The 24,537-nt window shown below is 46.4% G+C and carries 24 protein-coding genes and 2 pseudogenes; 10 read left to right on the plus strand and 16 right to left on the minus strand.

Annotation, left to right across the window (positions count from 1 at the left end):
• Positions 1-22 precede the first annotated feature (22 nt).
• Entirely contained in the window at positions 23-1,264 is a 1,242-nt protein-coding gene (locus ACVC9U_RS13420) for an MFS transporter (RefSeq protein ID WP_145653627.1), read from the minus strand.
• Positions 1,265-1,737: 473 nt separating this feature from the next.
• On the opposite strand from ACVC9U_RS13420, the gene ACVC9U_RS13425 reads away from it, so the two are divergent.
• Positions 1,738-3,513: a S8 family peptidase gene (locus ACVC9U_RS13425; protein ID WP_441391162.1), complete on the plus strand. Its 1,776-nt coding sequence runs from the start codon at positions 1,738-1,740 to the stop codon at positions 3,511-3,513.
• A 143-nt stretch (positions 3,514-3,656) separates the two neighbouring features.
• Here ACVC9U_RS13425 and lepB read toward each other — a convergent pair whose 3' ends face one another.
• Together lepB and ACVC9U_RS13435 are read right to left on the minus strand one after the other, a co-directional pair.
• A complete protein-coding gene (lepB, locus tag ACVC9U_RS13430; protein ID WP_075754858.1) occupies positions 3,657-4,175 on the minus strand; it encodes a signal peptidase I in 519 nt (172 codons plus the stop codon).
• Positions 4,176-4,187: 12 nt separating this feature from the next.
• Positions 4,188-4,799, minus strand: coding sequence for a TVP38/TMEM64 family protein (locus ACVC9U_RS13435; protein WP_043927307.1), 612 nt, complete (start codon positions 4,797-4,799; stop codon positions 4,188-4,190).
• A gap of 207 nt (positions 4,800-5,006) precedes the next feature.
• Here ACVC9U_RS13435 and ACVC9U_RS13440 point away from each other — a divergent pair, with 207 nt between their 5' ends.
• The gene (locus ACVC9U_RS13440; RefSeq protein WP_075754856.1) at positions 5,007-5,372 is read left to right on the plus strand and encodes a YhjD family protein; all 366 of its coding nucleotides are present in this window, start codon (positions 5,007-5,009) and stop codon (positions 5,370-5,372) included.
• Here ACVC9U_RS13440 and ACVC9U_RS13445 read toward each other — a convergent pair.
• Positions 5,366-5,944 carry a competence protein ComK gene (locus ACVC9U_RS13445; RefSeq protein WP_026579946.1) on the minus strand — a complete coding sequence of 193 codons (579 nt, stop codon included), beginning with the start codon at positions 5,942-5,944 and terminating at the stop codon, positions 5,366-5,368. The genes ACVC9U_RS13440 and ACVC9U_RS13445 overlap by 7 nt on opposite strands.
• 272 nt (positions 5,945-6,216) lie before the next feature.
• Here ACVC9U_RS13445 and ACVC9U_RS13450 point away from each other — a divergent pair, with 272 nt between their 5' ends.
• Complete coding sequence (locus tag ACVC9U_RS13450; RefSeq protein WP_020450828.1) at positions 6,217-6,450, plus strand: IDEAL domain-containing protein; 234 nt, start codon at positions 6,217-6,219, stop codon at positions 6,448-6,450.
• Positions 6,451-6,517: 67 nt separating this feature from the next.
• On the opposite strand, the gene ACVC9U_RS13455 is transcribed toward ACVC9U_RS13450, so the two are convergent.
• Complete coding sequence (locus ACVC9U_RS13455) at positions 6,518-7,375, minus strand: SDR family oxidoreductase (protein ID WP_075754854.1); 858 nt, start codon at positions 7,373-7,375, stop codon at positions 6,518-6,520.
• 120 nt (positions 7,376-7,495) lie between these two features.
• Here ACVC9U_RS13455 and ACVC9U_RS13460 point away from each other — a divergent pair, with 120 nt between their 5' ends.
• The 4 genes and pseudogenes from ACVC9U_RS13460 (at position 7,496) to ACVC9U_RS13475 (ending at position 11,320) form a co-directional block, all read left to right on the plus strand.
• Complete coding sequence (locus tag ACVC9U_RS13460; protein ID WP_075754852.1) at positions 7,496-9,046, plus strand: FAD-dependent oxidoreductase; 1,551 nt, start codon at positions 7,496-7,498, stop codon at positions 9,044-9,046.
• A gap of 106 nt (positions 9,047-9,152) precedes the next feature.
• Positions 9,153-9,686, plus strand: a pseudogene (locus ACVC9U_RS13465) (protoglobin family protein); the annotation flags it as partial.
• Between the two features lie 264 nt (positions 9,687-9,950).
• Complete coding sequence (locus tag ACVC9U_RS13470) at positions 9,951-10,445, plus strand: methyl-accepting chemotaxis protein (RefSeq protein ID WP_237562672.1); 495 nt, start codon at positions 9,951-9,953, stop codon at positions 10,443-10,445.
• A gap of 302 nt (positions 10,446-10,747) precedes the next feature.
• A complete protein-coding gene (locus ACVC9U_RS13475) occupies positions 10,748-11,320 on the plus strand; it encodes a histidine phosphatase family protein (protein WP_075754848.1) in 573 nt (190 codons plus the stop codon).
• Here the strand turns inward: ACVC9U_RS13475 and ACVC9U_RS13480 are convergent.
• The 4 genes and pseudogenes from ACVC9U_RS13480 to ACVC9U_RS13495 all read right to left on the minus strand — a co-directional run bounded on the left by ACVC9U_RS13480 (position 11,317) and on the right by ACVC9U_RS13495 (position 15,701).
• Positions 11,317-12,342, minus strand: coding sequence for a FecCD family ABC transporter permease (locus ACVC9U_RS13480; protein WP_075754846.1), 1,026 nt, complete (start codon positions 12,340-12,342; stop codon positions 11,317-11,319). The two genes, ACVC9U_RS13475 and ACVC9U_RS13480, sit on opposite strands and share 4 nt — an antisense overlap.
• Entirely contained in the window at positions 12,342-13,340 is a 999-nt protein-coding gene (locus ACVC9U_RS13485; RefSeq protein WP_075754844.1) for a FecCD family ABC transporter permease, read from the minus strand. Before ACVC9U_RS13485 ends, ACVC9U_RS13480 begins: the two co-directional genes overlap by 1 nt.
• Positions 13,341-13,684: 344 nt before the next feature.
• Positions 13,685-14,662, minus strand: a pseudogene (locus tag ACVC9U_RS13490) (ABC transporter substrate-binding protein).
• A gap of 109 nt (positions 14,663-14,771) precedes the next feature.
• Positions 14,772-15,701 (minus strand): DMT family transporter, encoded by a 930-nt coding sequence (locus ACVC9U_RS13495; RefSeq protein WP_075754840.1) that lies wholly within the window; start codon positions 15,699-15,701, stop codon positions 14,772-14,774.
• A 383-nt stretch (positions 15,702-16,084) separates the two neighbouring features.
• Between ACVC9U_RS13495 and ACVC9U_RS13500 the strand changes: the two genes are divergently transcribed.
• Positions 16,085-17,221, plus strand: coding sequence for a S8 family peptidase (locus tag ACVC9U_RS13500; RefSeq protein WP_075755004.1), 1,137 nt, complete (start codon positions 16,085-16,087; stop codon positions 17,219-17,221).
• A 57-nt stretch (positions 17,222-17,278) separates the two neighbouring features.
• On the opposite strand, the gene ACVC9U_RS13505 is transcribed toward ACVC9U_RS13500, so the two are convergent.
• The 4 genes from ACVC9U_RS13505 to ACVC9U_RS13520 all read right to left on the minus strand — a co-directional run bounded on the left by ACVC9U_RS13505 (position 17,279) and on the right by ACVC9U_RS13520 (position 20,191).
• Positions 17,279-18,535: a M48 family metallopeptidase gene (locus ACVC9U_RS13505; protein ID WP_075754838.1), complete on the minus strand. Its 1,257-nt coding sequence runs from the start codon at positions 18,533-18,535 to the stop codon at positions 17,279-17,281.
• A 71-nt stretch (positions 18,536-18,606) separates the two neighbouring features.
• A complete protein-coding gene (locus tag ACVC9U_RS13510) occupies positions 18,607-18,918 on the minus strand; it encodes an AzlD domain-containing protein (protein WP_075754836.1) in 312 nt (103 codons plus the stop codon).
• Positions 18,911-19,627, minus strand: a complete 717-nt coding sequence (locus ACVC9U_RS13515; RefSeq protein ID WP_025808261.1) for an AzlC family ABC transporter permease — start codon at positions 19,625-19,627, stop codon at positions 18,911-18,913. The genes ACVC9U_RS13510 and ACVC9U_RS13515 overlap by 8 nt, the downstream gene beginning before the upstream one ends.
• A 12-nt stretch (positions 19,628-19,639) precedes the next feature.
• Positions 19,640-20,191: a helix-turn-helix domain-containing protein gene (locus tag ACVC9U_RS13520; protein WP_075754834.1), complete on the minus strand. Its 552-nt coding sequence runs from the start codon at positions 20,189-20,191 to the stop codon at positions 19,640-19,642.
• 96 nt (positions 20,192-20,287) lie between these two features.
• Here ACVC9U_RS13520 and ACVC9U_RS13525 point away from each other — a divergent pair, with 96 nt between their 5' ends.
• Positions 20,288-20,764, plus strand: a complete 477-nt coding sequence (locus ACVC9U_RS13525) for a YhfM domain-containing protein (protein ID WP_237562654.1) — start codon at positions 20,288-20,290, stop codon at positions 20,762-20,764.
• Here ACVC9U_RS13525 and ACVC9U_RS13530 read toward each other — a convergent pair.
• The 3 genes from ACVC9U_RS13530 to ACVC9U_RS13540 all read right to left on the minus strand — a co-directional run bounded on the left by ACVC9U_RS13530 (position 20,735) and on the right by ACVC9U_RS13540 (position 24,178).
• Positions 20,735-22,276, minus strand: a complete 1,542-nt coding sequence (locus ACVC9U_RS13530) for a fatty acid--CoA ligase family protein (RefSeq protein WP_075754832.1) — start codon at positions 22,274-22,276, stop codon at positions 20,735-20,737. The two genes, ACVC9U_RS13525 and ACVC9U_RS13530, sit on opposite strands and share 30 nt — an antisense overlap.
• A 159-nt stretch (positions 22,277-22,435) precedes the next feature.
• On the minus strand, positions 22,436-23,425 hold the full coding sequence (lplJ, locus tag ACVC9U_RS13535) for a lipoate--protein ligase LplJ (protein WP_075754830.1): 990 nt from the start codon (positions 23,423-23,425) through the stop codon (positions 22,436-22,438).
• Positions 23,426-23,443: 18 nt separating this feature from the next.
• Complete coding sequence (locus ACVC9U_RS13540) at positions 23,444-24,178, minus strand: MBL fold metallo-hydrolase (protein ID WP_075754828.1); 735 nt, start codon at positions 24,176-24,178, stop codon at positions 23,444-23,446.
• A gap of 156 nt (positions 24,179-24,334) precedes the next feature.
• Here ACVC9U_RS13540 and yhfH point away from each other — a divergent pair, with 156 nt between their 5' ends.
• Positions 24,335-24,469, plus strand: coding sequence for a protein YhfH (gene yhfH / locus ACVC9U_RS13545; RefSeq protein ID WP_003180302.1), 135 nt, complete (start codon positions 24,335-24,337; stop codon positions 24,467-24,469).
• Positions 24,470-24,537 lie beyond the last annotated feature (68 nt).

The following is a 24,537-nucleotide window of genomic DNA, read 5'->3' on the forward strand; positions in this document are numbered from 1 at the left end:
GGAAGTTTTCTTTTCTATTTATTTAGTTAGCTGCTGTTTTATTCTGTCTTAACATAACCACAAGGAAAAATAGCAACGCTGCTGCTGCAAGAAGGATGGTTGCAATATAGAATGCTAATACTTGCGAGCCAGTTACATCACCAATATAACCAGTAAGTGTTGGTGCAATAACAGATGAACTCATTCCAAAGAAGTTAAAGAGAGTTAATGCCCTGGCGACTCTATCTCCTGATACGGAATCAGATACATAGGTTATTAAAACTGGATCAATCGCAAGTTTACCTAATAAGCCATATAAAATTAATGCAATATACAGTACTGCAGGATTTGGTGCAAATACTGTCAAACTAATTGTTATTGCCGCAGCAATTAATAGAAATAAAATTAAACGCAGACGCAAATGTGCATGTTTGTCTATGTATTTAGTAAATATCAAAGCACCAGGCACTGCAGTGACCGCAACTAGTGCAGCTACATATCCTACTGAACCTTGAGCAAATCCTTTTTCTGCTACAAGGAAGGATGGCAGCCAAGTAACAATCATATAATAGCCATAGCATGTTGCAAAATATACAAAATATACAACTAATTGTCTTGGAGAAAATAAGCTTTCATTTTGAATATCTGTGCTTTGTACGGTATCTTTCTTCTCTTCAGCCGCTTCCTTATCTGATGTTTTATCTTGTTTAATAAACAACACAAACACGAATGTTACAGCTACGATAACGATAGCCGTTATAAAAAGCATATAATTCCATTGAATTTCAAAACCGCCTACTAAAACCGATGATCCGATTAGTCCAATGACCATTCCTAATGCTGAACCGCTATTTATAATCGCATTGGAAAAGCTTTTTTTATCTTTTGGCGTATATTTCGCTGATAAGGAAAAGGCTGCACCGTAATATGAACCAGTCGAAATACCAGCCAATAATGAACCAATGTATACTTGCATGATAGTTGAACTTGTGCCAATTACAAATGCAGCCAGCGCAAAAACGATAAATGCAGGAATTAACACCTTTTTCTGTCCAAATTTATCGACAAGTGCTCCTGACGGAATTTGCATACCCGTATAGGCAAAGAAATAAATAGAAGCAACCAACCCCATTTGTGTGTCACTAATATTTCCTAATGATTCTTGAATCTGTGGATATATTGGCGTAAGGATTGTACGATAAATCCAAATAGCTACCCACCCTAAACACAATGCAATAATGATCTTTTTGTAATAATCGGGGTCATGTTTCATTGTTTTTTCCACGGTATGACACGCTCCCTTTTTATTATTTAATTAAATTGTAGGTTATAAGCCAGTCAATAACATTGTTCACTTTCAACAAAAACAAAAGTAACATTATACATTTTAGACAAAAGGTGTATGCTTAAAAATACATCAAGAGAAGCTAGTCTTATTTTTTCCAGTTCTCTCATTTCTATAAAAGTAATAATGATTAACATATTATTTTACAAGCAAAACACTTAAGAGCTGTTCAATAAATGACAGGTAAAAAGATGGCTCTTTTTTAAAACAAACCTGGGAGTGCCCAATTTATTAAAAAAAGCACTTCCCAAATAAATAGAAAGGCTCCACAAACGTTGATATAGCAGTGTTCTTAACATTTCAAGAACTGAGGTGCACGACGAGCGCCCTTAAGACCGGCTTTCTTTCTCTTTGAAAATTCAAAAACTCTCCGATATATATAGCGAATGCCGCTAAATAAGGAGGAGAGCCGGATGAAAAAGTTATGGAAAATCGCGGTGTCCGCTGCAATGTTCGTCGGTTTTTTCGCAAATTCACCCCGCATTCAAGCGGAAAGCAATAAGCAGGAAAACGAAGTCATTGTCATATATAAAAATGCCAGCGGAAAAGAAAACGTCATCGAACAAGCAGACACAATAGAACACGTTTACCGGCACATTCCCGCAGCCGCTGTCACTGCGGACGACAAAACTGTGCGGGAACTTGAACAAGATCCCGATGTCCTGTATGTCGAAGACAACCTCCCGGTAGCTGCTGCCGACAGCACCGCTCTAAAAGCTGTCTCCAGCAGTACAGCGCAAACCGCCTCCGCGTTTTCACAGTGGAACATCAAGCCGATTCAAGCCGCACTGGCTTGGAATAAAGGTTTGACCGGAAAACAGGTGAAAATTGCGGTTATTGACAGCGGGATTTCCCCCCATGAGGAGCTGTCGATCGCAGGCGGTGCATCGATGGTCGGCTATACCGCTTCATACCGTGATGATAACGGCCACGGAACACATGTTGCCGGAATCATCGGAGCAAAGCATAACGGACGGGGGATCGACGGCATCGCGCCCGGCGCGCAGCTGTATGCCGTAAAAGCGCTGGACCGGAATGGTACGGGGGATCTGAAAGGCATCTTACAAGGCATCGATTGGTCGATCCAGCACGGAATCGATATCATCAATATGAGCCTCGTCGTTTCAGGCGACAGTCAAGTGCTCCACGATGCAGTAGATAGAGCGTACAAAAGGGGAATGATTTTAGTCGGCGCGAGCGGAAATGCCGGAAACGGAAAATCCGTTTATTACCCGGCCGCCTACAGCAGCGTCATTGCCGTCTCGGCCACCAATGAAAAAAATAAGATCGCCTCATTTTCCAACACCGGCAGCGCCGTCGAGTTTGCCGCTCCCGGCACATCGATTATCAGTACATCTTCCGACCGCGGCTATGCAATCGGAAGCGGCACTTCACAGGCAACGCCGCACGTCGCCGGAATGTTTGCTCTTTTGAAACAGCTGTACCCAACCGCTTCAAATGCTGAGCTGCGCAAGAAAATGCAGATTTATACAAGCGACTTGGGCGCTCCCGGCCGTGATCATTTGTTCGGCTACGGATTAATCCGCTTCAAAGAGATCACACAGCCGTTGGAGAAAGCGCAAAAAGCAGTCGGACAAGCGGAAAAGACAAAGAAAAAAGCGGACATTCAAACCGCGCAAAAAGCGATCGAACCGCTGCCTGCAAACGCCGATAAAACCGCTTTGAAAAAGAGGCTTGATGCTGTTAAAGAGCAGCTTAAAAAGACAGCCGAAAGCAAAGTGAAACTCGCAGAGAAGCAAAAAAAGAAAACCAATGCCGACGCAGCCCAAAAAGCGGTCAATGAACTCGACAGCGGCACTTTCAAAACGAATTTGCAAAAACGGATCAACGCGGTCCGCTCAAGCCTCTTGAACACCGCAAAGCAGGCCGTTGCCAAAGCTGAAAAAGCGGCCACAGACTCAAACCTCGGCAAAGCGCAAAAAGCGATCAATGAGCTGCCTGCCGGAAAAGACAAATCAAATCTGCAAAAAAAGCTGAACACCGCGAAAAAGCAAGCCGCAGCAGCCTATAACAAAAAAGTGGCAGCGGCGAAAGCCAAAGTTAAAACGGCCGAACAAAAGAGAACAAAAAAAACAAAATCGGCAGCGCAATCAGCGGTCAGCAAGCTGAAAGCATCCGCCGAAAAAATGAAGCTGCAAAAACGAATCAATGCGATCAAACTGAAATAGCAAGAAAAAAAGCCCGGAATCCCGGGCTTTTCTTGCGAATACGTCTTTTTTGATCCTGTTCTGCAAATTGACATTTTCGGACACGACATCTGCGAAATCGTATTCCTTTCGGCCGGCCGCTTGCTTTCCGCCGCATTCTCCAATCACTTTTTATTAATTCTTTCTGTCACAATCCCGACGATGTCCCGGTCTGAAACAAAGCCGAAATGGCGGCTGTCAAAGCTGTGGATCCGGTTGTCCCCGAGGACGAAGTACTCGTTTTCAGGCACCTTTTCCTCTCCGGTCACTTCCTTCAGCGTAAAATCCCCTGTCAAGTCCCCTCCGGCAGTGACGGCCTTTAAATCGTCCAGATAAGGCTCTTTGATCTTTTCTTCGTTGATATACAGCTGATCATCTTCATACCGGAGGGTTTCGCCCGGAAGCCCGATCACCCTTTTAATGAATATATCTTTGTCAGGTCCTTTAAACAGCACGATGTCAAATCGGCTGATCGTTTTAAAGTGGTGGGCGAACCTGTTGATCAAAAGTTCGTTGCCCTCCTGAAAGGTCGGATTCATGCTGACGCCTTCTACTTTATATTCAATGAAAACGGCATTTTTGACCTGAATCCCGACGACGATGACAAGCAGCACCCCGGCTATGACCAAAAAACGCTTTTTCAATTCTGTGTCCCCCTAGTCTTTCTCTCTCTGGCTGAATCTCACGTTCAGACGATGTTCAACCCGTTTTCCGGCGTACCATAAGATCAGCATGACGATGATCACGGCAGCTGTCCGCAAAGGCTGGGTAAAAAGCGCCTTCAGATCATGGCCGACAAAGCTCACCATAAATATCATCACGAACTTGCCGCAAAGCACCGCCAGTGAAAAAGGCAGCAGGCTGACTCTCGAAAGTCCTGCCACAACATTTACCGCCGCCGAAGGCGTGAATGGAAAGCAAAGCAGGAGAAACAGCGGACCGAAGCCCCGTTTTTCCACCCAGATCATCAGTTTTTTTACGGATGGATGCCTGCGGATAAAACCGAGTGCTTTTTGCTGGCCGAAATGGCGGATAAAAAGAAAAACCGCTATAGAGCCTAAAGATGCCCCGATCCACGTCAACAAGAACCCCTGCCATAAACCGAACGAATTTACATTGGCGACAACAAACACGAGCAGGGGTAAAAACGGGAGCAGCGCTTCAATAAACGGCAGCAGTACGGCTACAAAAGGACCAAAAGCCCTGTAGCTCTGAAAAAACTCTGTTAAATTCTCTTCTGTAAAATAGCTGAATAATTGCTCCAACATTGATTCTCCTCAGGGCGGTTGTCTACTTCTATTCTACACTTTAAATCAAAAACTTTAAATCATCCGTCTCGGTGTTTTCTGTATTAGTCTGAAACAACTTGATCATTTTAGTCATTTTTTCCCGTTCTTGATTAAAAGACCGTCTTTCGTGTAAAATAAAAACAGAACAAACGTTCCTAATCAACAAAAGAAATGAGGAGAAAAGCCATGACAAGAATTCCCGCCGAAGCCAGGGATATGATTGAAAAGGCAATTTACCTCCCGATGACCATCAGCATATTAAACCGGGACATGAAAATCATCCAGCAGGGGCCGTTCAAGCTGAAAGACCCCTATCAGCGTCTGATCGAACAGGCGTTAAAGCTTGCCCAGCGCGATCTGTACGACGTAAAAAATGAACTGCGCCGGCGGAAAATCAAGGTGCATGAAGTGTCACGGGACGAAGCCTTTACGATGTATTCCTTTATATATGAGGGATACGAAGAAGAGCATAACTATTTTAATCCCCGCATCCGCAACCAGGTATCCAGGCTTCTTGAGCACTATTTATTCAAAGCCGCTCCCGATCAATAGCGCTTTTTCAGCTCCCTGAGGATGAATTCGTATATCAGCTGATTCCGGTCTTCCTTCGGATAGAGCATAAATTCCTGTTTCTTCTGCATGGCGTTTCCTTCAATCCGGTCGATAAATTTTGTTCTCAGCCATGCCGTTCGGTAAACCTGGTTTTCAAAAGATGTGATGGATACGGGCAGCTCCAGCGTTTCACCGTTGACAAACGTGACAAACGTGTTGTCATACTTTGCCGCGCAAAACTCGTGAACATGCGCATGGGAAAGCCACCCGCACTGAGGACGAGTTGAGGAAAATGTGGGAAAAAGAAAAATATTGTTTGAGTGATCCACCATGATCGGCGGTTTATGGGAAACTTTAATGACTTCATATGTGCCCGCTTTTCTCCCCGCATAGCTCGATCCGAAATAGCGGCAGCTTCTTTCGATGATCTGAAACGGCTTCATATTGACGCGGAAAGTCCTGTCGGTCTCGAGTATTTTTGAGGCGGGTTTCTCCCCCTCTCCCAGAGGCAGGACAGCCATTGTCGAACTGTTTACTTCATACGTATCTTTTGTCATATCCTCTGTGCTCATCATGATCCTCCTAATCGTTAGTAAATTTATACTATTAATCTAACATTATCCTTTACAAAACGACAGGATTTTTTCCAATTAATTTGAAAATATGTTTTTGAAATTCCATTTTTATGTTTTGTTCGATTAAATCCGTGTTTCTTTGTCCAAATATACAAACTTTTATTCTCATAAACACGCATCTCCGAATAATTATCTAAAAATTATAAATACTTATTGATTTTTTGTTACGTAATCCATATACTATAAAAAAGGCATCAGGGGGAATCTTTATGAAAGAGAAAAAGTCGTACGCTGAGCTCATGAAGTCCCGCAATACCCAAAAGGTGAAAGAACTTGATGTAACCATCACGGATATCTACATTCAAATGGTCCTTGATGAATCGCTTTTTAAACGGCGTTTGCACACGCTGAACAAGAAGATTAATGAAGCGTTAGACAAAGGAGATAAGCAATCTTTCCTTGAACTTTCAAGAGAATATACAGCGCTGAAAAAGCACGCATAACGGCCAATCCCTCCCGGATTGGCTTTTTTACGCGAAAAGAGCCGGCTTATGAATAGTCCCGGCCCTTTTATCCGTTAATAATCGTTCCACCGTTGACATGGAGCACTTGGCCCGTCATGTAAGAAGAATCGTCGCTGGCTAGAAACAAATAGCTCGGCGCCACTTCAGCAGGCTGTCCGGGCCGTTCCATCGGCGTTGTTGAACCGAATATTTCGACCTCTCTCTCCGTAAACGTCGACGGAATCAGCGGCGTCCAAATCGGACCCGGCGCCACCCCATTCACACGGATACCCTGATCGACAAGCGACAAAGCAAGCGAACGCGTAAATGATGTAATCGCTCCTTTCGTCGAAGAATAATCGATCAGCCTTTCATTGCCGGCATAAGCCGTAATCGAAGTGGTATTGATGATTGAGCTGCCTTTTTTCAAATGCGGCAGCACAGCTTTTGTCAAATAAAACATGGAAAAAATATTCGTCTGAAACGTACGGATCAGCTGATGGCTTGTAATTTTTTCGATTCCCTTTTGCGGATGCTGTTCAGCCGCATTATTGACGAGTATATCGATCGTTGGGAATGCTTCCTTTGCCTGGCGCACCACATCGTTGCAAAAAGCCTCGTCTCCGATGTCTCCTGCGATCAGCTTGCATCCGCCCCCTTCTTTTTCCACATATCCCTTTGTTTCTTCTGCATCGCGGTGTTCATTTAAGTAAACGATGACAATGTTCGCGCCTTCCTTCGCAAACAAAACGGACACGGCACGGCCGATTCCGCTGTCTCCCCCCGTAATAATCGCGGTTTTCCCGGCCAGTTTCCGCTCTCGTTTCGGCCGGTCAAAAACGGGCCGGGGATCCATCAAATACTCCAATCCCGGACGCTGCGTTTGGTGCTGGGGAGGCAGTACTTTCTTCGGCTGCTTGCTCAAAACGATTCCCTCCTTCACATCGATTCAACCTTACTATTTTATGAAAACGCCCCTTTTTTATGACAAGCCGTTTCACATGCATGATTATTTCTCAATTGGGAAAATTTAAGAACAAAACAGATGCATGATGGAGGGAATTTTGTGAGCAATCAAGAACGAAAATTGCCGGACTCGCCTGAATCGTATTGGAGAAACAGTACAGACCTTCCTTCGTTCGAGGAACTGTCTGAAGATGTCAAAACAGATGTTGCCGTCATCGGGGGCGGCATGACCGGACTGACGACTGCTTATTTACTGACGAAAAAAGGCTACAGTGTCGTCTTGATCGAATCCGGCCGGATACTCGACGGAACAACCGGCTATACGACAGCGAAAATCACCGCGCAGCATGATCTGATCTATGATGAGCTGATCGGGCATATCGGAATGCCGAATGCGAGACTGTATTATGAAGCAAACGTCAAGGCGCTGTCCTTTATCAAAAACCTCGTGCTTGAGCAAAAGATCCCGTGCGATTTTGAAGAACAGGACGCGTGCATTTACACAACTGAAGAACAATCAGTCCAAAAAATCAGAAAGGAATATGAAGCATACCAAAAGCTCGGGATTGACAGGGAATTCATCAAAGATCTCCCCGTACCCATCGATATAAAAGCAGGACTTGTCATGAAAAACCAGGCCCAGTTCCATCCGCTTCACTATTTGAAACACCTTGCAGAGACCGTCCGGGAAGCCGGCGGAAAAATTTACGAAAACACGGCGGCTAAGGAAATCAAAGAAGGCGACCGGCCGAAAGTGCTGACAAGAAACGGGCATCAAATCTTCAGCGATTATGTCGCGTGCTGCACGCACTTTCCGTTTCATGATAAAAAAGGCTTCTATTTTGCAAGGCTTGAGCCGAGCCGGTCATACGTGCTCGCGGTCAAGCCAAAAACGCCGTATCCAGGCGGCATGTATTTAAGTATAGATCAGCCTTCACGCTCGCTCCGTTCGGTGACGATCGACGGAGAAAAAATGGTTCTTGTCGGAGGTGAAAGCCACAAAACCGGCCAGGGAGAAGATACAATCAAGCATTATCAGGCGCTTGAATCATTTGCGGAAGGCGTGCTCGGCATTGAATCGATCCCTTACCGCTGGTCAGCGCAAGATTTAATCACGCTTGACAAAATTCCGTATATCGGGCCGATCTATCCGAAAGAAAAGCGCATTCTCGTTGCCACCGGTTTTCGGAAATGGGGCATGACAACGAGCACCCTCGCCGCGCAGCTGATGACAGATCATATCGCAGGCGAAGACAATCCTTATCAAGCCGTCTTTCAACCGGCCCGTTTCCACCCGGATCCAAGCATCAAAAAAGTGATTTCCTATAACGCGGATGTTGCAAAACACTTTGCCGAAGGAAAACTTGAACAGCCGATCAGGAAGCCGGAAGACCTTATCAACGGAGAAGGCGCGGTCGTGTCGCATGCCGGGAAGCGTGCGGGTGCTTATCGCGATGAAAAAGGCGAGCTTCATCTGGTTGACACAACATGCACCCATATGGGCTGCGAAGTCGAGTGGAATGACGGAGAAAAGACATGGGACTGTCCGTGCCACGGCTCAAGGTTTTCGATCGACGGCGATGTCATCGAGGGTCCTGCCGTAGAACCTCTGAAAGATCCGGAAAGCTGAGGTGTACAAGTTAAAAAGTAATGAAAAATTGCCGATAAAAAGATAAATGCTGGAAATTTCATAAAAACGGCAGTTTTATCATTAACGATTACAGGGGGATACAATCGTGTTATTCAAAAAGGATAGAAAGACAGAACGATCATTCTTTGCTGAAGAAGGCCCTGACCAAACAAAAAGAATCAGGCTCAATCAGCACGCAGAATTTAAAAAACAGCTGGCAATGGTCGATTTGACGGATGAGGATCTTTGGGTGCTGAGCAGGCTGAAGCCTTTAGTCACTGAACATATCGAAACCATCGTCACCCGGTTTTACCAAAACCTTGAGCATGAAAACTCTTTGATGGAGATCATCCATGACCACAGCTCAGTCGACCGTCTCAAAAAGACATTGACGATCCACATCCAGGAAATGTTTTCGGGGGTCATCGACGAAGCCTTTTTAGAAAAAAGAATCCGGATCGCCCACGTTCATCTTCGCATTGGGCTCTTGCCAAAGTGGTATTTGGGGGCATTTCAAGATCTCCTTCTTTCCATGCTGACAATCTTTGAAAACGCATTATCCGGTGAGGAATACAGGCGGTCAGTCAAAGCCGTCACCAAAATTCTCAACATTGAACAGCAGATCGTCCTCGAAGCCTTTGAAGACGAGCATGCAAGGCTCCGCAGACTTGATGAAGAGAGCAAAAATGAACTTCACAGGCAAATCAAAGATACTTCCGGTTCTTTGGCCGCTTTATTTGCCGAAACAACGGGCGCTGTACAGGAATTGGTCGACAAATCGTCCGAAATCGCCGAAACGTCAAGAGCCGGAACGAAGACAGCCGTTTCTGTCGAACAAAAATCGATCGGCGGAAAAAAGGAGCTTGAAGAGCAGGAACAGCAGCTGAATCAAATGGGAAGCAGCATGACGCAAATCGAGCAGGAAATTAAAAAGCTGGAAGAAATCGCGCTGCAGATCGAAAAGATTTTCGGAATCGTAACAGGCATTGCCGAGCAGACGAATTTGCTTTCGCTCAACGCCTCGATCGAATCGGCAAGAGCGGGAGAGCACGGCAAAGGGTTCGCAGTCGTCGCAAACGAAGTCAGAAAGCTGTCCGATGATACGAAAAAAACCGTCTCCACCGTATCTGAGCTCGTCAATAACACAAACGCGCAAATCTCGATCGTCACGAAGCATATTACAGATGTAAACCAGCTCGTGAACGAAAGCAAAGACAAGATGTCGGAGATCAATCATCTATTCGATGATATCGTCTCCAATATGAAAACGAGCAAAGAGCAAAGCGGCCGGATCGAAGGCGACCTGCAGGCGTTTTTAAGCGGCCTTCAAGATGTCAATGCCGCCGTCTCACAAGTCGCGGTTTCAGTCGATTCTCTCGTAGAGCTGACAAAAAAATAAGCCGTTACCGTACACAGGTCAATTCATGACCTGTGTATTTTTCTTTCATCCTTTTGCAACCTGATTCTATTGCGTTATCTGAAAGTCTTCTATGCAAGTCAAAGATATGACATTCACAGCCATCATGGCCACGCTCAGCGATGTTTGCAGATCCGCATAATCGGCGCTGCGCTCCTGTTTGAAAAAATCGTGTAAATGTTGTTCTGTGCCAGTCATATTTCGTGGTTCTGTTTTTTAAATTTAGTATAATAGCCATATCACCGAAAAACGCGAAAGCCGACATCGAAAGGAGATTTTTCAGAATGACTGCGATTTGTTTGATCCGGCACGGCGAGACGGACTGGAATGCTTTAGGAAAACTGCAGGGAAGAACCGATATCCCTTTAAATGAAACCGGTCAAAAACAAGCAAAAGAAACCGGAGCGTTTTTGAAAGGGTCTGACTGGGACGTCATCATTACAAGCCCTTTAAGAAGAGCGAAAGAAACCGCTGAAATCATCAATCAATACCTGGGACTTGAAATCATCGAAATGGAAGATTTCATCGAAAGGAATTACGGAGATGCAGAAGGGATGCCATTCGAAGAAAGAACGAGGCTCTATCCCGATAAAGAATATCCGAATCAGGAATCAAAAGAAGCGCTTGCCAAACGGCTGATGGCCGGCGTTCAAAAGGTCAGCGAGCGGTATCCGAACAAAAAAGTGCTGATCGTCGCACACGGAGCCGCGATACACGCTCTTCTGTCAAAAATCTCAAACGGCGACATCAATCTGGAAAATACGAAGCTCGTCAATGCCTGCCTAAGCAACATCAAATTCCATGAAAATAAATGGCATGTGAAGGATTACAATCTTTCACAACATTTGTCAGATTAAAAAAAGACGGCATGCCTCGCTTCGCGGCGCAGCAAATAGATAAAATACGGACCGCCGATAATGGCTGCGATCAATCCAGCCGGTATTTCAAGCGGCGGAACAAGGCCTCTTCCGGCAGCATCGGCTATCAAAAGAACGATGCCGCCGACGAGAGCTGAAACGGGAATCAATATCCTCGATTCAGCCCCTGCCAGTTTTCTTGCGATATGGGGCGCCATCAGCCCGATAAAACCGATTGTTCCCACGGCGGTCACAGCCGCAGCTGTCAGCAGGACCGCACCGGCAAGCAGCAGAAACCGCGTTCTTTCAAGCCGGAGGCCGAGGCCGACGGCAATCCCGTCCCCTGATTTGATGATATCGAGCGGTTTTGCCGCAAACCATATCGGAGGAATCACCAGACAGCACCATATGAAAAGAGACAGTACATCATCCCAGCCTCTCCCCCACAGACTTCCGTTCAGCCAAATTAATGCGTTGTTGACATTCGGGCTCCCCGTTGAGATGAATAGCTGAATGCCTGAATGGCAGAAAGCATTGACCGCGATCCCGACAAGCGCCAGCCGCACAGGAGAAATCCCGTTTCGATAAGCTAATAAATAGACGAGGGCCGCAGCCAAAACGCTTCCGGAAAAGGCGGCGCCTGTCAGCAGAAGCGGACTTTGCTGTGAAAACAAGACCGTAACGATCACAGCGCCCAAACCCGCTCCTCCTGTAATTCCAAGCGTGTCAGGGGCGGCCAGCGGATTTTTCATCAGCGATTGTGCGACTACACCTGCGATTGAAAGCGCCCCTCCGGCAAGCACAGCGAGAAGGATGCGCGGCATTTGAAATTCCATCACCAAGAAGCGGACTCCCGCATCCCCTTGCCCTGCCAGTGATTTCATTACCTCCCACAGTCCGATGTTTTCATCGCCGATCGCCAAATTGAGCACAATGAGCATCAACAAACAGGCGCATAACGCAGAGAGGACAAGCGCCGATTGCCCGCGCCGTCTTTTCGTTTTTCTTGCCGTATTGTTCATCATGCCGCCCCCTTTTTCCGTCTTCTCGCCAAATAGATAAAAAACGGCGTCCCGATCATTGCTGTGACAACTCCGACCGGTGTTTGGTACGGAAAATAGACAAAGCGGGACAGAATATCGGCAAACAGCAAAAGAACGGCTCCAAGCAATGCCGAATACGGAATCACTACCCGATAGTCAGCCCCCATCAGATACCGGATCATATGAGGAACCATCAAACCGATGAAACCAATCGGTCCGGCAGCGGAAACGGATGCTCCCGCCAGCGCGACAACAGTGATGGCGATGAACAATCTGCTGAGCCATACGTTTTGCCCCAGCCCATGTGAAACATCATCTCCGAGACTCATGACGGAAGCCGCCCTCCCTAAGGCCAAAGCTGTCAACAAACCTGCAATGCTTACCGGAATCAACAAATGAAGCTTATCCCACGAGCTCCCCGCTAAAGAACCGGAAAGCCAAAACAATAGCGTTTCCGTCGACTCTTCATGAAAAATGAGCAGCATTTGCGTCATCGAAGCAATGATCGCCTGAATGACGACACCGATCAAGGCAAAGCTGATATCCCTGTCGTGTTCGCTGAATACTGAGGCAACCGTGTACATGACCAGCGCGGCCGCGGCACCGCCGGCAAAAGCGGCTCCCATCGCTGTCTGGGGAGCGACAAGCGCAGGAAACATCACCGTCAAGCATACGACAGCAAGAGAGGCCCCTGCATTGATTCCGAAGATGCTCGGAGATGCGAGCGCATTTCTTGTCACCGCCTGCATCAGTGCGCCCGCGGCCCCTAGATTCGCGCCGATGAATGCGGCAGCCAAGGCGCGCGGAATTCGGATGGACTGAATAATCGCGTGCAATTTTGAACCGTCGTACATAAACACAGCTGCCCAAATGTCGGGCAGCGCAATCGTTGACGAACCGATTGAAACAGAAAGTGCAAAACCCGCGAGCAAAAGAAAAACAAAAATGAGCGGTGCAAAACGTTTCATATATGTCAAAACAGGTCACTCCTTTAGAAAAAAACAAGCGCATGCTTTGTAAAAAGCATGCGTCAGATTGTTGACAAAATCCCAAAACGGCTCCTAGTTTTGGGATTTTGTCATCCTTTCAGCGTGACCCGCAACCCTTGCAGTCTAGGAAGGCCGAGCATCGGAAGCTGACTTTCACAGGATGTGATGACGGCGGCGTTCAGGCAGGACGCCTGGGCGGTTAGCCGCTGATCCTTCTCCTATTCGTGAGCACCGACGCGCAGGCCTGACAACGAATGCGAGGGTTTGTCGACACGCTGGCGCATGCTTTTGTAAAAAGCATGCGTCATCCCGTCCAGCAAGCCGGCAGGCTCTTAAGATTTCTTTTGATCCTCAGACAGAAGATGCTGACCGATTTCATCTATCAGCGCATCTGCTCCGTCAATACTGCGGCGGAGCGACCAGGCGAATCTGTCGGCTTCATAAACCTTGCCGTTTTTGACGGCGCTGAGCTTTTTCCAAAGAGGGTCTTTTTCGATCGGTCTTTTCCCGTCTTCATCGACTTTATCTTTTTCTCCCGTCATCAGGACAATGGTGTCGGGGTCTTTCTCAAGCAGCTGCTCAAGCGTCATTTTAATATTGACGGATTCACCGTTTTCGGCATCGTCTTTGCTGCTGTCTCCGACACCGTATGTATAGCCGATTTTCGTCAGAAGCTGAGACGTGAAAAAGTTTTCGTCGCGCACAGTGATTGCTTCATTTGTGTTTCCGAGCAGAAGAATGCTCTGTTTCCGGCTGCCGAATTTCTGTTTCAATTGATTCAGCTTTTGTTTATGTTCAGCCAACTTTTTCTCCATTGCGCTTTCTTTGCCGACGGCTTTTGCAATCGTAAGAGACGCTTCAAGCGTGTCCTGATAATCGGCATTCAAGTTTTTCAGCGCGATTGTCGGCGCAATTTTCGCCAGCTTATCATAGACGCCGCTGTGCCTGCTCGAATCGGCAATTATTAAATCGGGCTATAAAGCAGCAATTTTTTCAAAACTTGGCTGAGCGCGCGAACCGACTGAAGTATACCCTTTGATTTTCTCTCCGACCTTCTCGTTAATAAACTTAGGTTTGCCGTCATCAGCAATCCCGACAGGCTTAATGCCCGCATCAAGGAGCGCGTCAATAAAACCCAATTCAAGAACCACAACTTTTTTCGGATTGTTCTTTACTTTCGTTTCTCCTAGGTCGTGCTTAACTGTCACGGAATTCTGACTGGAGGTTTTCGTACTTTCGATTCCCCCCGTGCAGGCTGTCAACACTGATATCATCAATAGGAATAAAATAGCAAAATACTTGGGCTTCATATGTATCTCCTTTTCTGGTAGTAGACGAAATTATTATAGCAACACTTCATATCAATGACAACGATAATCATTATCATTATAAAAAAAGAAAGGAGCCTCCTTCTCCTTTCTACACCCGTTCATTCACGGAATCCCCCGCTTTGCTTTCTCTGCTGAGGGAAAGGATGGTAACCGTGATGATCACCATTACCGTACCGGCACCTTGAAAGGCATTGAACGGCACACCCAGCCAGACCGCCGATGACAGAACAGCCGCAAGCGGTTCGGCGCAGCTCAGGCAGCTCGTTTCTTTTGCGGAAAGATAAGAGAGGCTGCCGATGTATAGAGCAAACGCCAAAGCTGTGCCGCACAATACAACAAACAGAATCGCTGCCGCCTCCCCTGCCCCAATGTGCGAAAGGTCAAACCGGAACGGCGGAAACAAAAAAGAAATTCCGGCCCCTCCGACGAGCATACCCCATCCCGTAACCGTCAAAGCACCGAACGATTGAATTAATCCTCCTGCAAAAACCGTATAGAAAGCAAGCGCACCGCCGGACAAAATGCCCCAAACGGCGGCCTCGGCCGGAATATACAAACTGTCCGGCCTTCCGCCTGTCAATAGAAGAAACACGCCGGAAAGCGCCAATAAAGTAAGTACGGCATCTTTCCACTTAGGCGGAAGTTCTTTTCTAACATATAGGTAAAACAATACGAAAAAAGGCGCCAAGTATTGAAGAATTGCAGCAGCCGCGGCATTGCCCTTTTCGATTGAAGCAAAAAACGTATATTGAACAGCAAGCATTCCAAAAATGGAAAATACTAAAATCGAACAAATATCTGTTTTTTTCTTCCATATCCGACACACATGCTGAAAACCGTTTTTCATTGAAACATATAACAAGAGAATGACTCCCGATGCCAGAAGCCTGACAGAGACAAGCGAGCCGGCTTCAACCGCTCCCCTTTCAAATATGTACTGTGCAGCGCTTCCCGATAATCCCCACAATGAAGCCCCTGCAAGCACCATCAATACGCCTTTCACATAAGCTGATTTCATATCTTTCACCCGTTTCTGTATGCGATATATTGCATATTCTAATAGATGGTCGACAAGGCCGCAACCCCCTTCGGCAAAAAATTATCTCATAAAATAAATGAATAGTATTTTCATAAAATGAATCAGATGAGTCAATCTCCTGTCATTCGCGGCCTCCGGGACCTCTTTCCCTTTCAGGCTGAAGCGGTCTATTCATACTTTCGAACTGAACTTTTTTCTAAAACAGTTATTAATAACCAAAAAAATTTAAATTGGTCTTTCAAAAAAATAGGTCTTCCATATAATTCATTTTTTTTCTATAATAAATTAACAGAATAATTCGAATATAGTATATTATTCTTATATTCCAATTATTCTGAATAAACGGAGGAGAGTGAGTAATGATGAGGAAAAAGAGTTTTTGGCTTGGGATGCTGACGGCCTTCATGCTCGTGTTCACGATGGCATTCAGCGATTCCGCTTCTGCTGCTCAGCCGGCGAAAAATGTTGAAAAGGATTATATTGTCGGATTTAAGTCAGGGGTAAAAACCACATCCGTCAAAAAGGACATCATCAAAGAGAGCGGCGGAAAAGTGGACAAGCAGTTTAGAATCATCAACGCGGCAAAAGCGAAGCTAGACAAAGAAGCGCTTGAGGAAGTCAAAAATGATCCGGATGTCGCTTATGTGGAAGAGGATCACGTTGCCCATGCTTTGGCGCAAACCGTTCCTTACGGCATTCCTCTCATTAAAGCGGACAAAGTGCAGGCTCAAGGCTTTAAGGGAGCGAATGTAAAAGTAGCCGTCTTGGATACAGGAATCCAAGCTTCTCATCCGGAATTGAACGTAGTCGGCGGAGCAAGCTTTGTGGCTGGCGAAGCTTATAACACCGACGGCAACGGACACGGCACCCATGTTGCCGGTACAGTAGCTGCGCTTGACAATACAACGGGTGTATTAGGCGTTGCGCCGAGCGTATCCTTGTACGCGGTTAAAGTGCTGAATTCAAGCGGAAGCGGATCATACAGCGGCATTGTAAGCGGAATCGAGTGGGCGACAACAAACGGCATGGATGTTATCAACATGAGCCTTGGGGGACCATCAGGCTCGACAGCGATGAAACAGGCGGTCGACAATGCATATGCAAGAGGGGTTGTCGTTGTGGCTGCAGCGGGGAACAGCGGATCTTCAGGAAACACGAATACAATCGGCTATCCTGCGAAATACGATTCTGTCATCGCAGTTGGTGCGGTAGACTCTAACAGCAGCAGAGCTTCATTTTCCAGCGTGGGAGCAGAGCTTGAAGTCATGGCTCCTGGCGCAGGCGTATACAGCACTTACCCAACGAACACTTATGCAACATTGAACGGAACGTCAATGGCTTCTCCTCATGTAGCGGGAGCAGTAGCTTTGATCTTGTCAAAACATCCGAACCTTTCAGCTTCACAAGTCCGCAACCGTCTCTCCAGCACGGCGACTTATTTGGGAAGCTCCTTCTACTATGGGAAAGGTCTGATCAATGTCGAAGCTGCCGCTCAATAACATATTCTAACAAATAGCATATAGAAAAAGCTAGTGTTTTTAGCACTAGCTTTTTCTTCATTCAGTTGAAGGTTGTTCAATATTTTGAATCCGTTCCATGATCGTCGGATGGCCGTATTTAAAAATCTTGACGAGAAACGGCGGGTTTGCCTCGCTCAGCCCGGCTTTTGAGAGCTCCTGAAACGTCGAAACCGCTGCATCGCTGTTGTTCGTCAGTTCAATCGCATACTGGTCAGCGGCTTTTTCCTGATGCCTCGAAACCGCGTTCGTAAATGGAGAAGACGCGAAAGAGATGACCCCCATCAGCATCAGAAGAAGCGGAAGTGCGGCTAGATCGGATTTTCCCGCAATATGAAGACTTCCTCCATAGCGGGAAATGATCCGCTTGTACAACTTGTCGATCACATAAAAGACGGCAAGGGATAAAAGCAAGTACCCGCCGAGTCCTATGTAAACATGCTTCATCACATAATGTCCCATTTCGTGCGCCATGATGAATAAAATTTCCGGCTCATTCAGCTTGTTCAGGGTGGTATCCCAGAGCACTATCCTTTTATTGGCGCCGATTCCTGTCACATAAGCATTTAACGCATTCGTTTTTTCAGACATGTTCACTTCATAGACGTGATTCGCAGGAATATCCGCCTGGTCGGCCAGCTTCAGAATGCTTTGTTCGAGATCTTTATTTTTAAGCGGATAAAAGTCATTGTATAAAGGATCGATGACAACCGGCTGGAGAAAAAATAAAAACAGCGTAACCGGAACCGTCAGGCACCAGGCATAAAACCACCAGCGTTTTTCATGCTTTTTGATCAAATAGTAAAAGACGATCACCGCCGCAGCCGTGATCGGAAAACTGATCCAGAAGTCGATCACCTGGTCTTTGATCCAGCTTGCGGTTGTCTGGGTTGATATACCGTAGTCAAGCGAATATTGATAACTGATCCAGTCAAGCGGCAAAGAAACGATCGTGATGATCAGAAACAAAGCAAAAACATATGCTGTGATTTGAATCGTTCTCCTCTTCGACGTCTGCTCCGCCCAATTCTTCATTTTCCTGGATAAACCGGCAATCAACAATATAAAAAATAAAAACCACTCAAACGGAATCCGGATAAAAAACAGAAAGTCCTTTATTTTCGAGTACTCTTCCGTCAGCATAAGTTCCCTTTCGTTCATAAATGCCGCCGGGTCTGCGCTTGTCCCTTTCAGCGCCTCGGGAACGGAGGGTTCACCGGCCATAAAGAGATACCAATAGAAAAAAAGGCCGTACAGCACATACAGGAGACCGGCTCCCGCGATCCATTTCCGCATGGCGAATCACTTCCTCTCACATAGCAGTTACTTCTATTGTAAGCTTTTCATGCGAAAGTTAGAACCAAGCCTTACAATGAGAGCAAGAGGCCGGCGCCTGCGAGCGTCAAAATCGTCCCCATCACGACGACTATGACGCTCGCTCCAAAATAGGAAAATAAAAATGCGATAAGAGCGCCAGCAAGTCCGTAGAGCATACCGCTTTGCACCAAAAAAATTCCCGGAAAAATGAGAGCCCCTAAAACGGCGTACGGCACATTTTTCAGCACTCGCTCCAAAAATCCGGGAAGCTTCAGGCTTTCAAAAGCAATGAGCGGCACCATCCGCGGCACATATGTAACGGCTGCCATGCCGATAATCATCCAGATGATCGGGCTAAACATAGTTTCTCTTCCCCTCTGTTCTAAATTGGTACAGCCATTCGATCAGGACGGCGGATAAAAGCGTAGCGCAGACGATCGACCATCCTGCCGACAATATTCCGTTCATTTGGAAAACCGTATTGAATAGCGCAGCCGCCCCCGCCAGCAGCAGGACTTTTCGCTGTTTTTTCAAAGGCGGCACCAACAATCCGATAAACATGGCATAAAGGGCGATGCTCATGCTTTCCTGGAGAACAGCCGGCATGGCGGCCCCTGCAAAATGCCCGGCCGCACTCCAAAAAACCCAGCTTACATAGCCGATCGAACCGAGGCCGATCATATACCCGGTCGTCAGCTTTTCCTTTCTTAGAGCAGCGACGGCAAACGATTCATCTGTCACCGCGAAAAATGAGTAAAACGCTTTTTTCCAAGGCGAATCTTTTTCTACCAATTGATTCAAAGTCGCTGAAAATAAAAAATGTCTGATATTCACAATGAACGTCGTCATCACGATTTCGATGATTCCCGTCTGAACGGCGAGCATGCTTAAAGACATATACTGGGACGCTCCTCCGAAAACAAGGGCGCTCATCAAAAACGTTTCAAAAAGCGACAGTCCCGTTGTTTTCGCCAAAAGCCCGAATGTCAAAGCGACCGGAATGTAGCCGACGGCAAGGGAAACCCCTGAACGAAGCCCGTCTAGAAAGTTGAGTGAATCCTGCTTTTCCATCTTGACACCTCTTTACGGATAATAAATGAGTGTATAACATGATGCCGTTTGTTCCGTGTTGTTTTCGTACGTATGCACGGTGTTTGCGGTGAAATGCATCGCATCGCCTTCGTTTAGACTACAGGTGTAATCACCCGCCGTCACCGCGATCGCCCCTTTAGAGACGAGAACATACTCTTCAATCCCTCCGTGGTGAGGCTCTGATTCGTGCACACAGCCGGGCGCAAGTTCAATATAAAAGATTTCAAACTTCTTTTTCTGATCGAACGGAAAATGCGGAAATGCCGCGTATTTTTCTTCTCCGGCCAAAACGGGCGTTTTCTCATGCTTTCTGACAACCGTCGGCTCCCCCGCGGGCTTTTCTGCCAAGGAAGTAAATGATACTTGCAGCCCGTTTGCGATCTTCCACAAAGTTGTGATTGTCGGACTTGAAGAGCCTTTTTCAATTTGCGCGAGCATGCCCTTGCTGACACCGGTCATCGATGACAATTGATCAAGGCTGTAATTGCGGACTTTTCGCAGCCTCTTTATGTTTTCTGCGACTTGTTTTTCAATCGAATTCATCTTCTGCCTCCTCACAATAAATTGAACATTTGTATAATTTATTGAACATTATAGCATAATTTTTTAGGATGAAAAGCCATTAAACGGAGAAAATAAATGCCTGGGGTGATCATTCTGAAAAAAATAATGGGGATCATACTTTTTTTCGGTATTTTATTCATCACTGTCTTTTATGTATTCCACTTGATGGCGGAGCCTTTCGACTCAAGAAATGCCGAAGAAATCATCTTGAAACAGGCGGATGACAGCGAAAAAACGGTCAGCATCAAAGACAGACACAACATAGACGTTCTGCTTGATACATTTAACAAAGGGAAAAGAATGAAGGAAAAGACGGCGCATAGCCTGCCTTCTCCGGCGTATCACGGATACATCAGCATGACCGACACACATCGCGTTCACTTCACCGTCTGGCTGAAGAAAGATGAAGCCGTCATCCTGAAAGAAGAGGAGGGTACATATTTTGTTCTCCGACAAAGGGAAAAAGACGCTCTACTCAGAGAACTGCAGAAAAGGGACGCGGCAGGCGTCCCTTTTAACGTGTCAAGATTGATTTGTCAAAATGTCTTTTAAAGCGCGCCTTAAAATTTTGCCGGTCGAATTTTTCGGTATTTCATCCATGAAGACGATCGCCGCCGGGCGCTTGTATTTGGCAAGATGCTTTTTGCAGTGCGACAAGACATCATCCTCTGTCAGCGTTTTATTCTTCGGAACGACATAGCAGTGGACGGCTTCTCCCGTATTCGGGTCGGGCACTCCGATCACCACCGCTTCTGCGATTTCCGGATGAAGGTAGAGCACTTCTTCGATCTCCCTCGGATAGACATTATAGCCGCCGACGATAATCATGTCTTTTTTTCTGTCGACGATATAAAAATAACCGTCTTCATCCCGTTTTGCCAAATCACCTGTATACAGCCATCCGTCTTTAATCGTATGGGCCGTTTCTTCCGGCATGTTGTAGTACCCTTTCATAACATTCGGCCCTTTAACGATCAGCTCCCCGACTTGACCGGCAGGCAGCTCTTCCCCGAGTTCATTGACGACTTTGTTTTTCACATTGAGAATGTTCGTGCCGATCGATCCTGGCTTGCGGCCGGTGCTGAACGGGTTAAAGCATGTAACAGGAGAAGCCTCCGACAAACCGTAGCCTTCTAAAACGAGAACGCCGAATCTTTCTTCAAAGCTTTTCAGGAGAGCGACAGGCATGGCCGCTCCGCCTGAGATGCAAAGCCTGATGGATCGAAAACCGGTTTCATCCGCCCCTTCATACTGGTACAGGTAATTGTACATTGTCGGAACGCCTGAGAAGATCGTCGCCTGATGTTTTTTAATCAGCTTGAAAACTTCGGCGGGACTGAATTTCGGCACGATCAAAATCGCTGCGCCGTTCATGAGCGGCGCATTCATGCAGACCGTTAAACAAAAAACGTGGAACATCGGCAGGGCGGCGACGACAAGGTCAGATTCATTCATTGTCAGATAGCGGGCTGTATCATTTGCATTTGAAAATAGATTTTGATGTGTGAGCATCGCCCCTTTTGGTCTTCCCGTGGTTCCTGACGTATAGAGGATGGCGGCTGTATCTTCGGCGTCGATTTCAGGAAACGGCCGGCTAGGAGGTTTCATGATGCTTGTAAACGATTTCAATTTCATCTGAACCTCGGTGCTTTCCGGTTCGCGAAGCGGCTCTCCCGTTTCGCAAAGCACGACGCAGCTGACTTTCGGAAGGGATTCATGCACCTTTTCGTAAAGCGGAAGCAGCTGTCCCAGAGCCACGATCACTTTTGCATCGCCATTTGTCAGCATATAGCCGATCTCAGTCGGCGTATAGGCCGGATTGATCGGTATGACAACGGCTCCGGCCTTCAGCGCACCGTAAAACGCAATCACAAAATGCGGTGTATTGCCGAGAAGCAAAGCAATATGATCTCCCTTTTCCACGCCGATTTCGCGCAGACCTTCTGCAAAGCAATCAATTTTCTGCTGCAATCCCCCGTATGTTTCCGTCTGTTCCCCAAAAATATAAGCGGTTCTGTCAGGCTTTGATTGAGCTGTTTCCCCTAATTTTGAAACTAAATTCATTCTCCCACCCCTTAAAAATGAATGAATGACCATTCATTTTGTGATAATCAAAATCTATTCCCATTATAGTAAATGAACAGAAAACACTCAAGGGCTGCCGGGAAATATCTTCCATTCCTCTCATGTCTAAAAGGGGCCGCGGAAACCGCAGCCTCTCTTTTAGTAGACAAGATCCAAAAATTCTTCTTTTTGAATATTGCCGAAGTAATGCTTGATGTCGACGCCTTGAAGGGCTTCTTCAATCGCTTTTCTTTCATACTGTACGCCTGTCAGCTTCTCTTCAATGTCGCTGACATCGCCGACTCCGAAAAAGTCACCGAATATTTTGCACTCGCGGATCACGCCTTTTTGCACTTCCAGGCGGATGTCGACCGATCCCGCTTGAAATCGTTTTGAATGCTGAAGATTGAATTTCGGAGACTTCCCATAGTTCCAATCCCAGTTTTGATAGCGTTCCTTTGAAATTTGATTGATGATTTTCCAGTCTTTTTCAGTCAGCTTATACTCCGGTATTTCCCCTTCGGTATCAAAAATATAGCGGAGAAGCATGCTTCGGAATTCCACTGTCGTCATCTTCTGATCGAGAAACTCGCTGATATTGGCTACACGGCTCCTGATCGATTTAATGCCTTTTGATTCGATTTTATCTTTTTTCACTTTTAAAGCCGATACGACATGTTCAATCTCAGAATCGAACAACAGCGTGCCGTGGCTGAACATTCTCCCTTTCGTTGAAAACTGGGCATTTCCCGAAATTTTCCGGCCGTTTGCCATCAAGTCGTTTCGGCCGCTCAGCTCCGCATCGACGCCAAGCCGCTGTAAAGCGGCCACAACGGGCTCCGTAAACTTCTTAAAGTTGTGGAAGCTGTTGCCGTCGTCTTTCGTAATAAAGCTGAAGTTCAAGTTCCCGAGGTCATGGTAGACAGCTCCGCCGCCTGACAGCCTGCGAACGACAATGATCCCGTTTTCATCCACATACTTTGTGTTGATTTCCTCGATCGTATTTTGGTTTTTGCCGATGATGATCGACGGCTGGTTGATATAAAACAGCAGATACGTCTCTTCAGGATCGAGGTGCTTTAAGCAGTACTCCTCAATCGCCAAGTTGATCCTCGGATCTGTAATATTTTGATTATCGATAAACAGCATGTTTGTCAGTTCCTCCTTCTATTCTCCCCACACATAACCGGTGCGCGCCAGATCAACCGCGCCTTTATAAACGGTTTTGGCCTCTTCTGCTAGTTTTTGATGTTCCCCGAAATGCGGGAGGTGTGTCAAGAGCAGATGTCCCGTACCCGCTTCCGCAGCGATGCGTCCGGCTTCGAGGCTGTTCATATGACCGGCGCTTCTCCCATCCTGATCCGCATAAAAATTGCACTCTGAGATCAATAGATCGGCTCCTTTGCTGAACGGGATGAAAGCTTCCTGAAAGCTCGAATCGGCCGTATAAACGACAGAATGAACACCGTCCGTCACCCTCATGGCAAAGCAGTCAACGGGATGAACCGTTTTTAAAAACGTGAACGTAAACGGTCCGATTGCTAAAGACTGTTTCGGATCATAGGCCAATCCAACGGTATGCGTTTTATATGTAAGCTTTGAAAACTGCTCTTCATCAAAAGGATGTCCATATATCGGAAGTACACTCGCTCCCTTGCCGAGGAATGAGCCGACCAGTTTGGCAAATTGCAAAGGGCCGACATCCGCAATATGGTCGTGATGATAATGGGATAATATAACGGCATCAAGCTCCTCAACGGGCAAAAACAGCTGAAGCTTCGATAAAACGGCACTGCCGCAGTCGATTAAAACGGAATAATCCCCGGATTGAAAGAGATAGCCTGAAGTCGCTTCATTTGCAGCCGGAAATCCTCCGCAGCAGCCGATGACTGTCATCTTCATATATACACACCTCTTTTTCGTGTCTATCGTCCCCCTATTCAATATACCCATTTTTCTTAAAAATTGCATGTTTTATATTTTGTCATAAAACAGACATTGATTTTCTAGCTTCTGTTATAATACAATGATGACAACAAATGAATTGGGGGAATCAACATGCTCGCTAAAATCACCGAGTTCTTCAGAAATTTGCCTTCCAAAAAATGTTCAAAATGCGGCCACGATATTGATGAGCAACACGAATGCTACGGAAACACTTGCTCTAAATGCTTAAATGTAAAAGATATATAGACGTCATTAAAAAACGCCCCGGGTGATTCCCCGGGGCGTTTCAGCTTGTCGACAAAGTCACAAAAAAG

It is taken from the genome of Bacillus sp. GM2 (genome assembly GCF_056155945.1).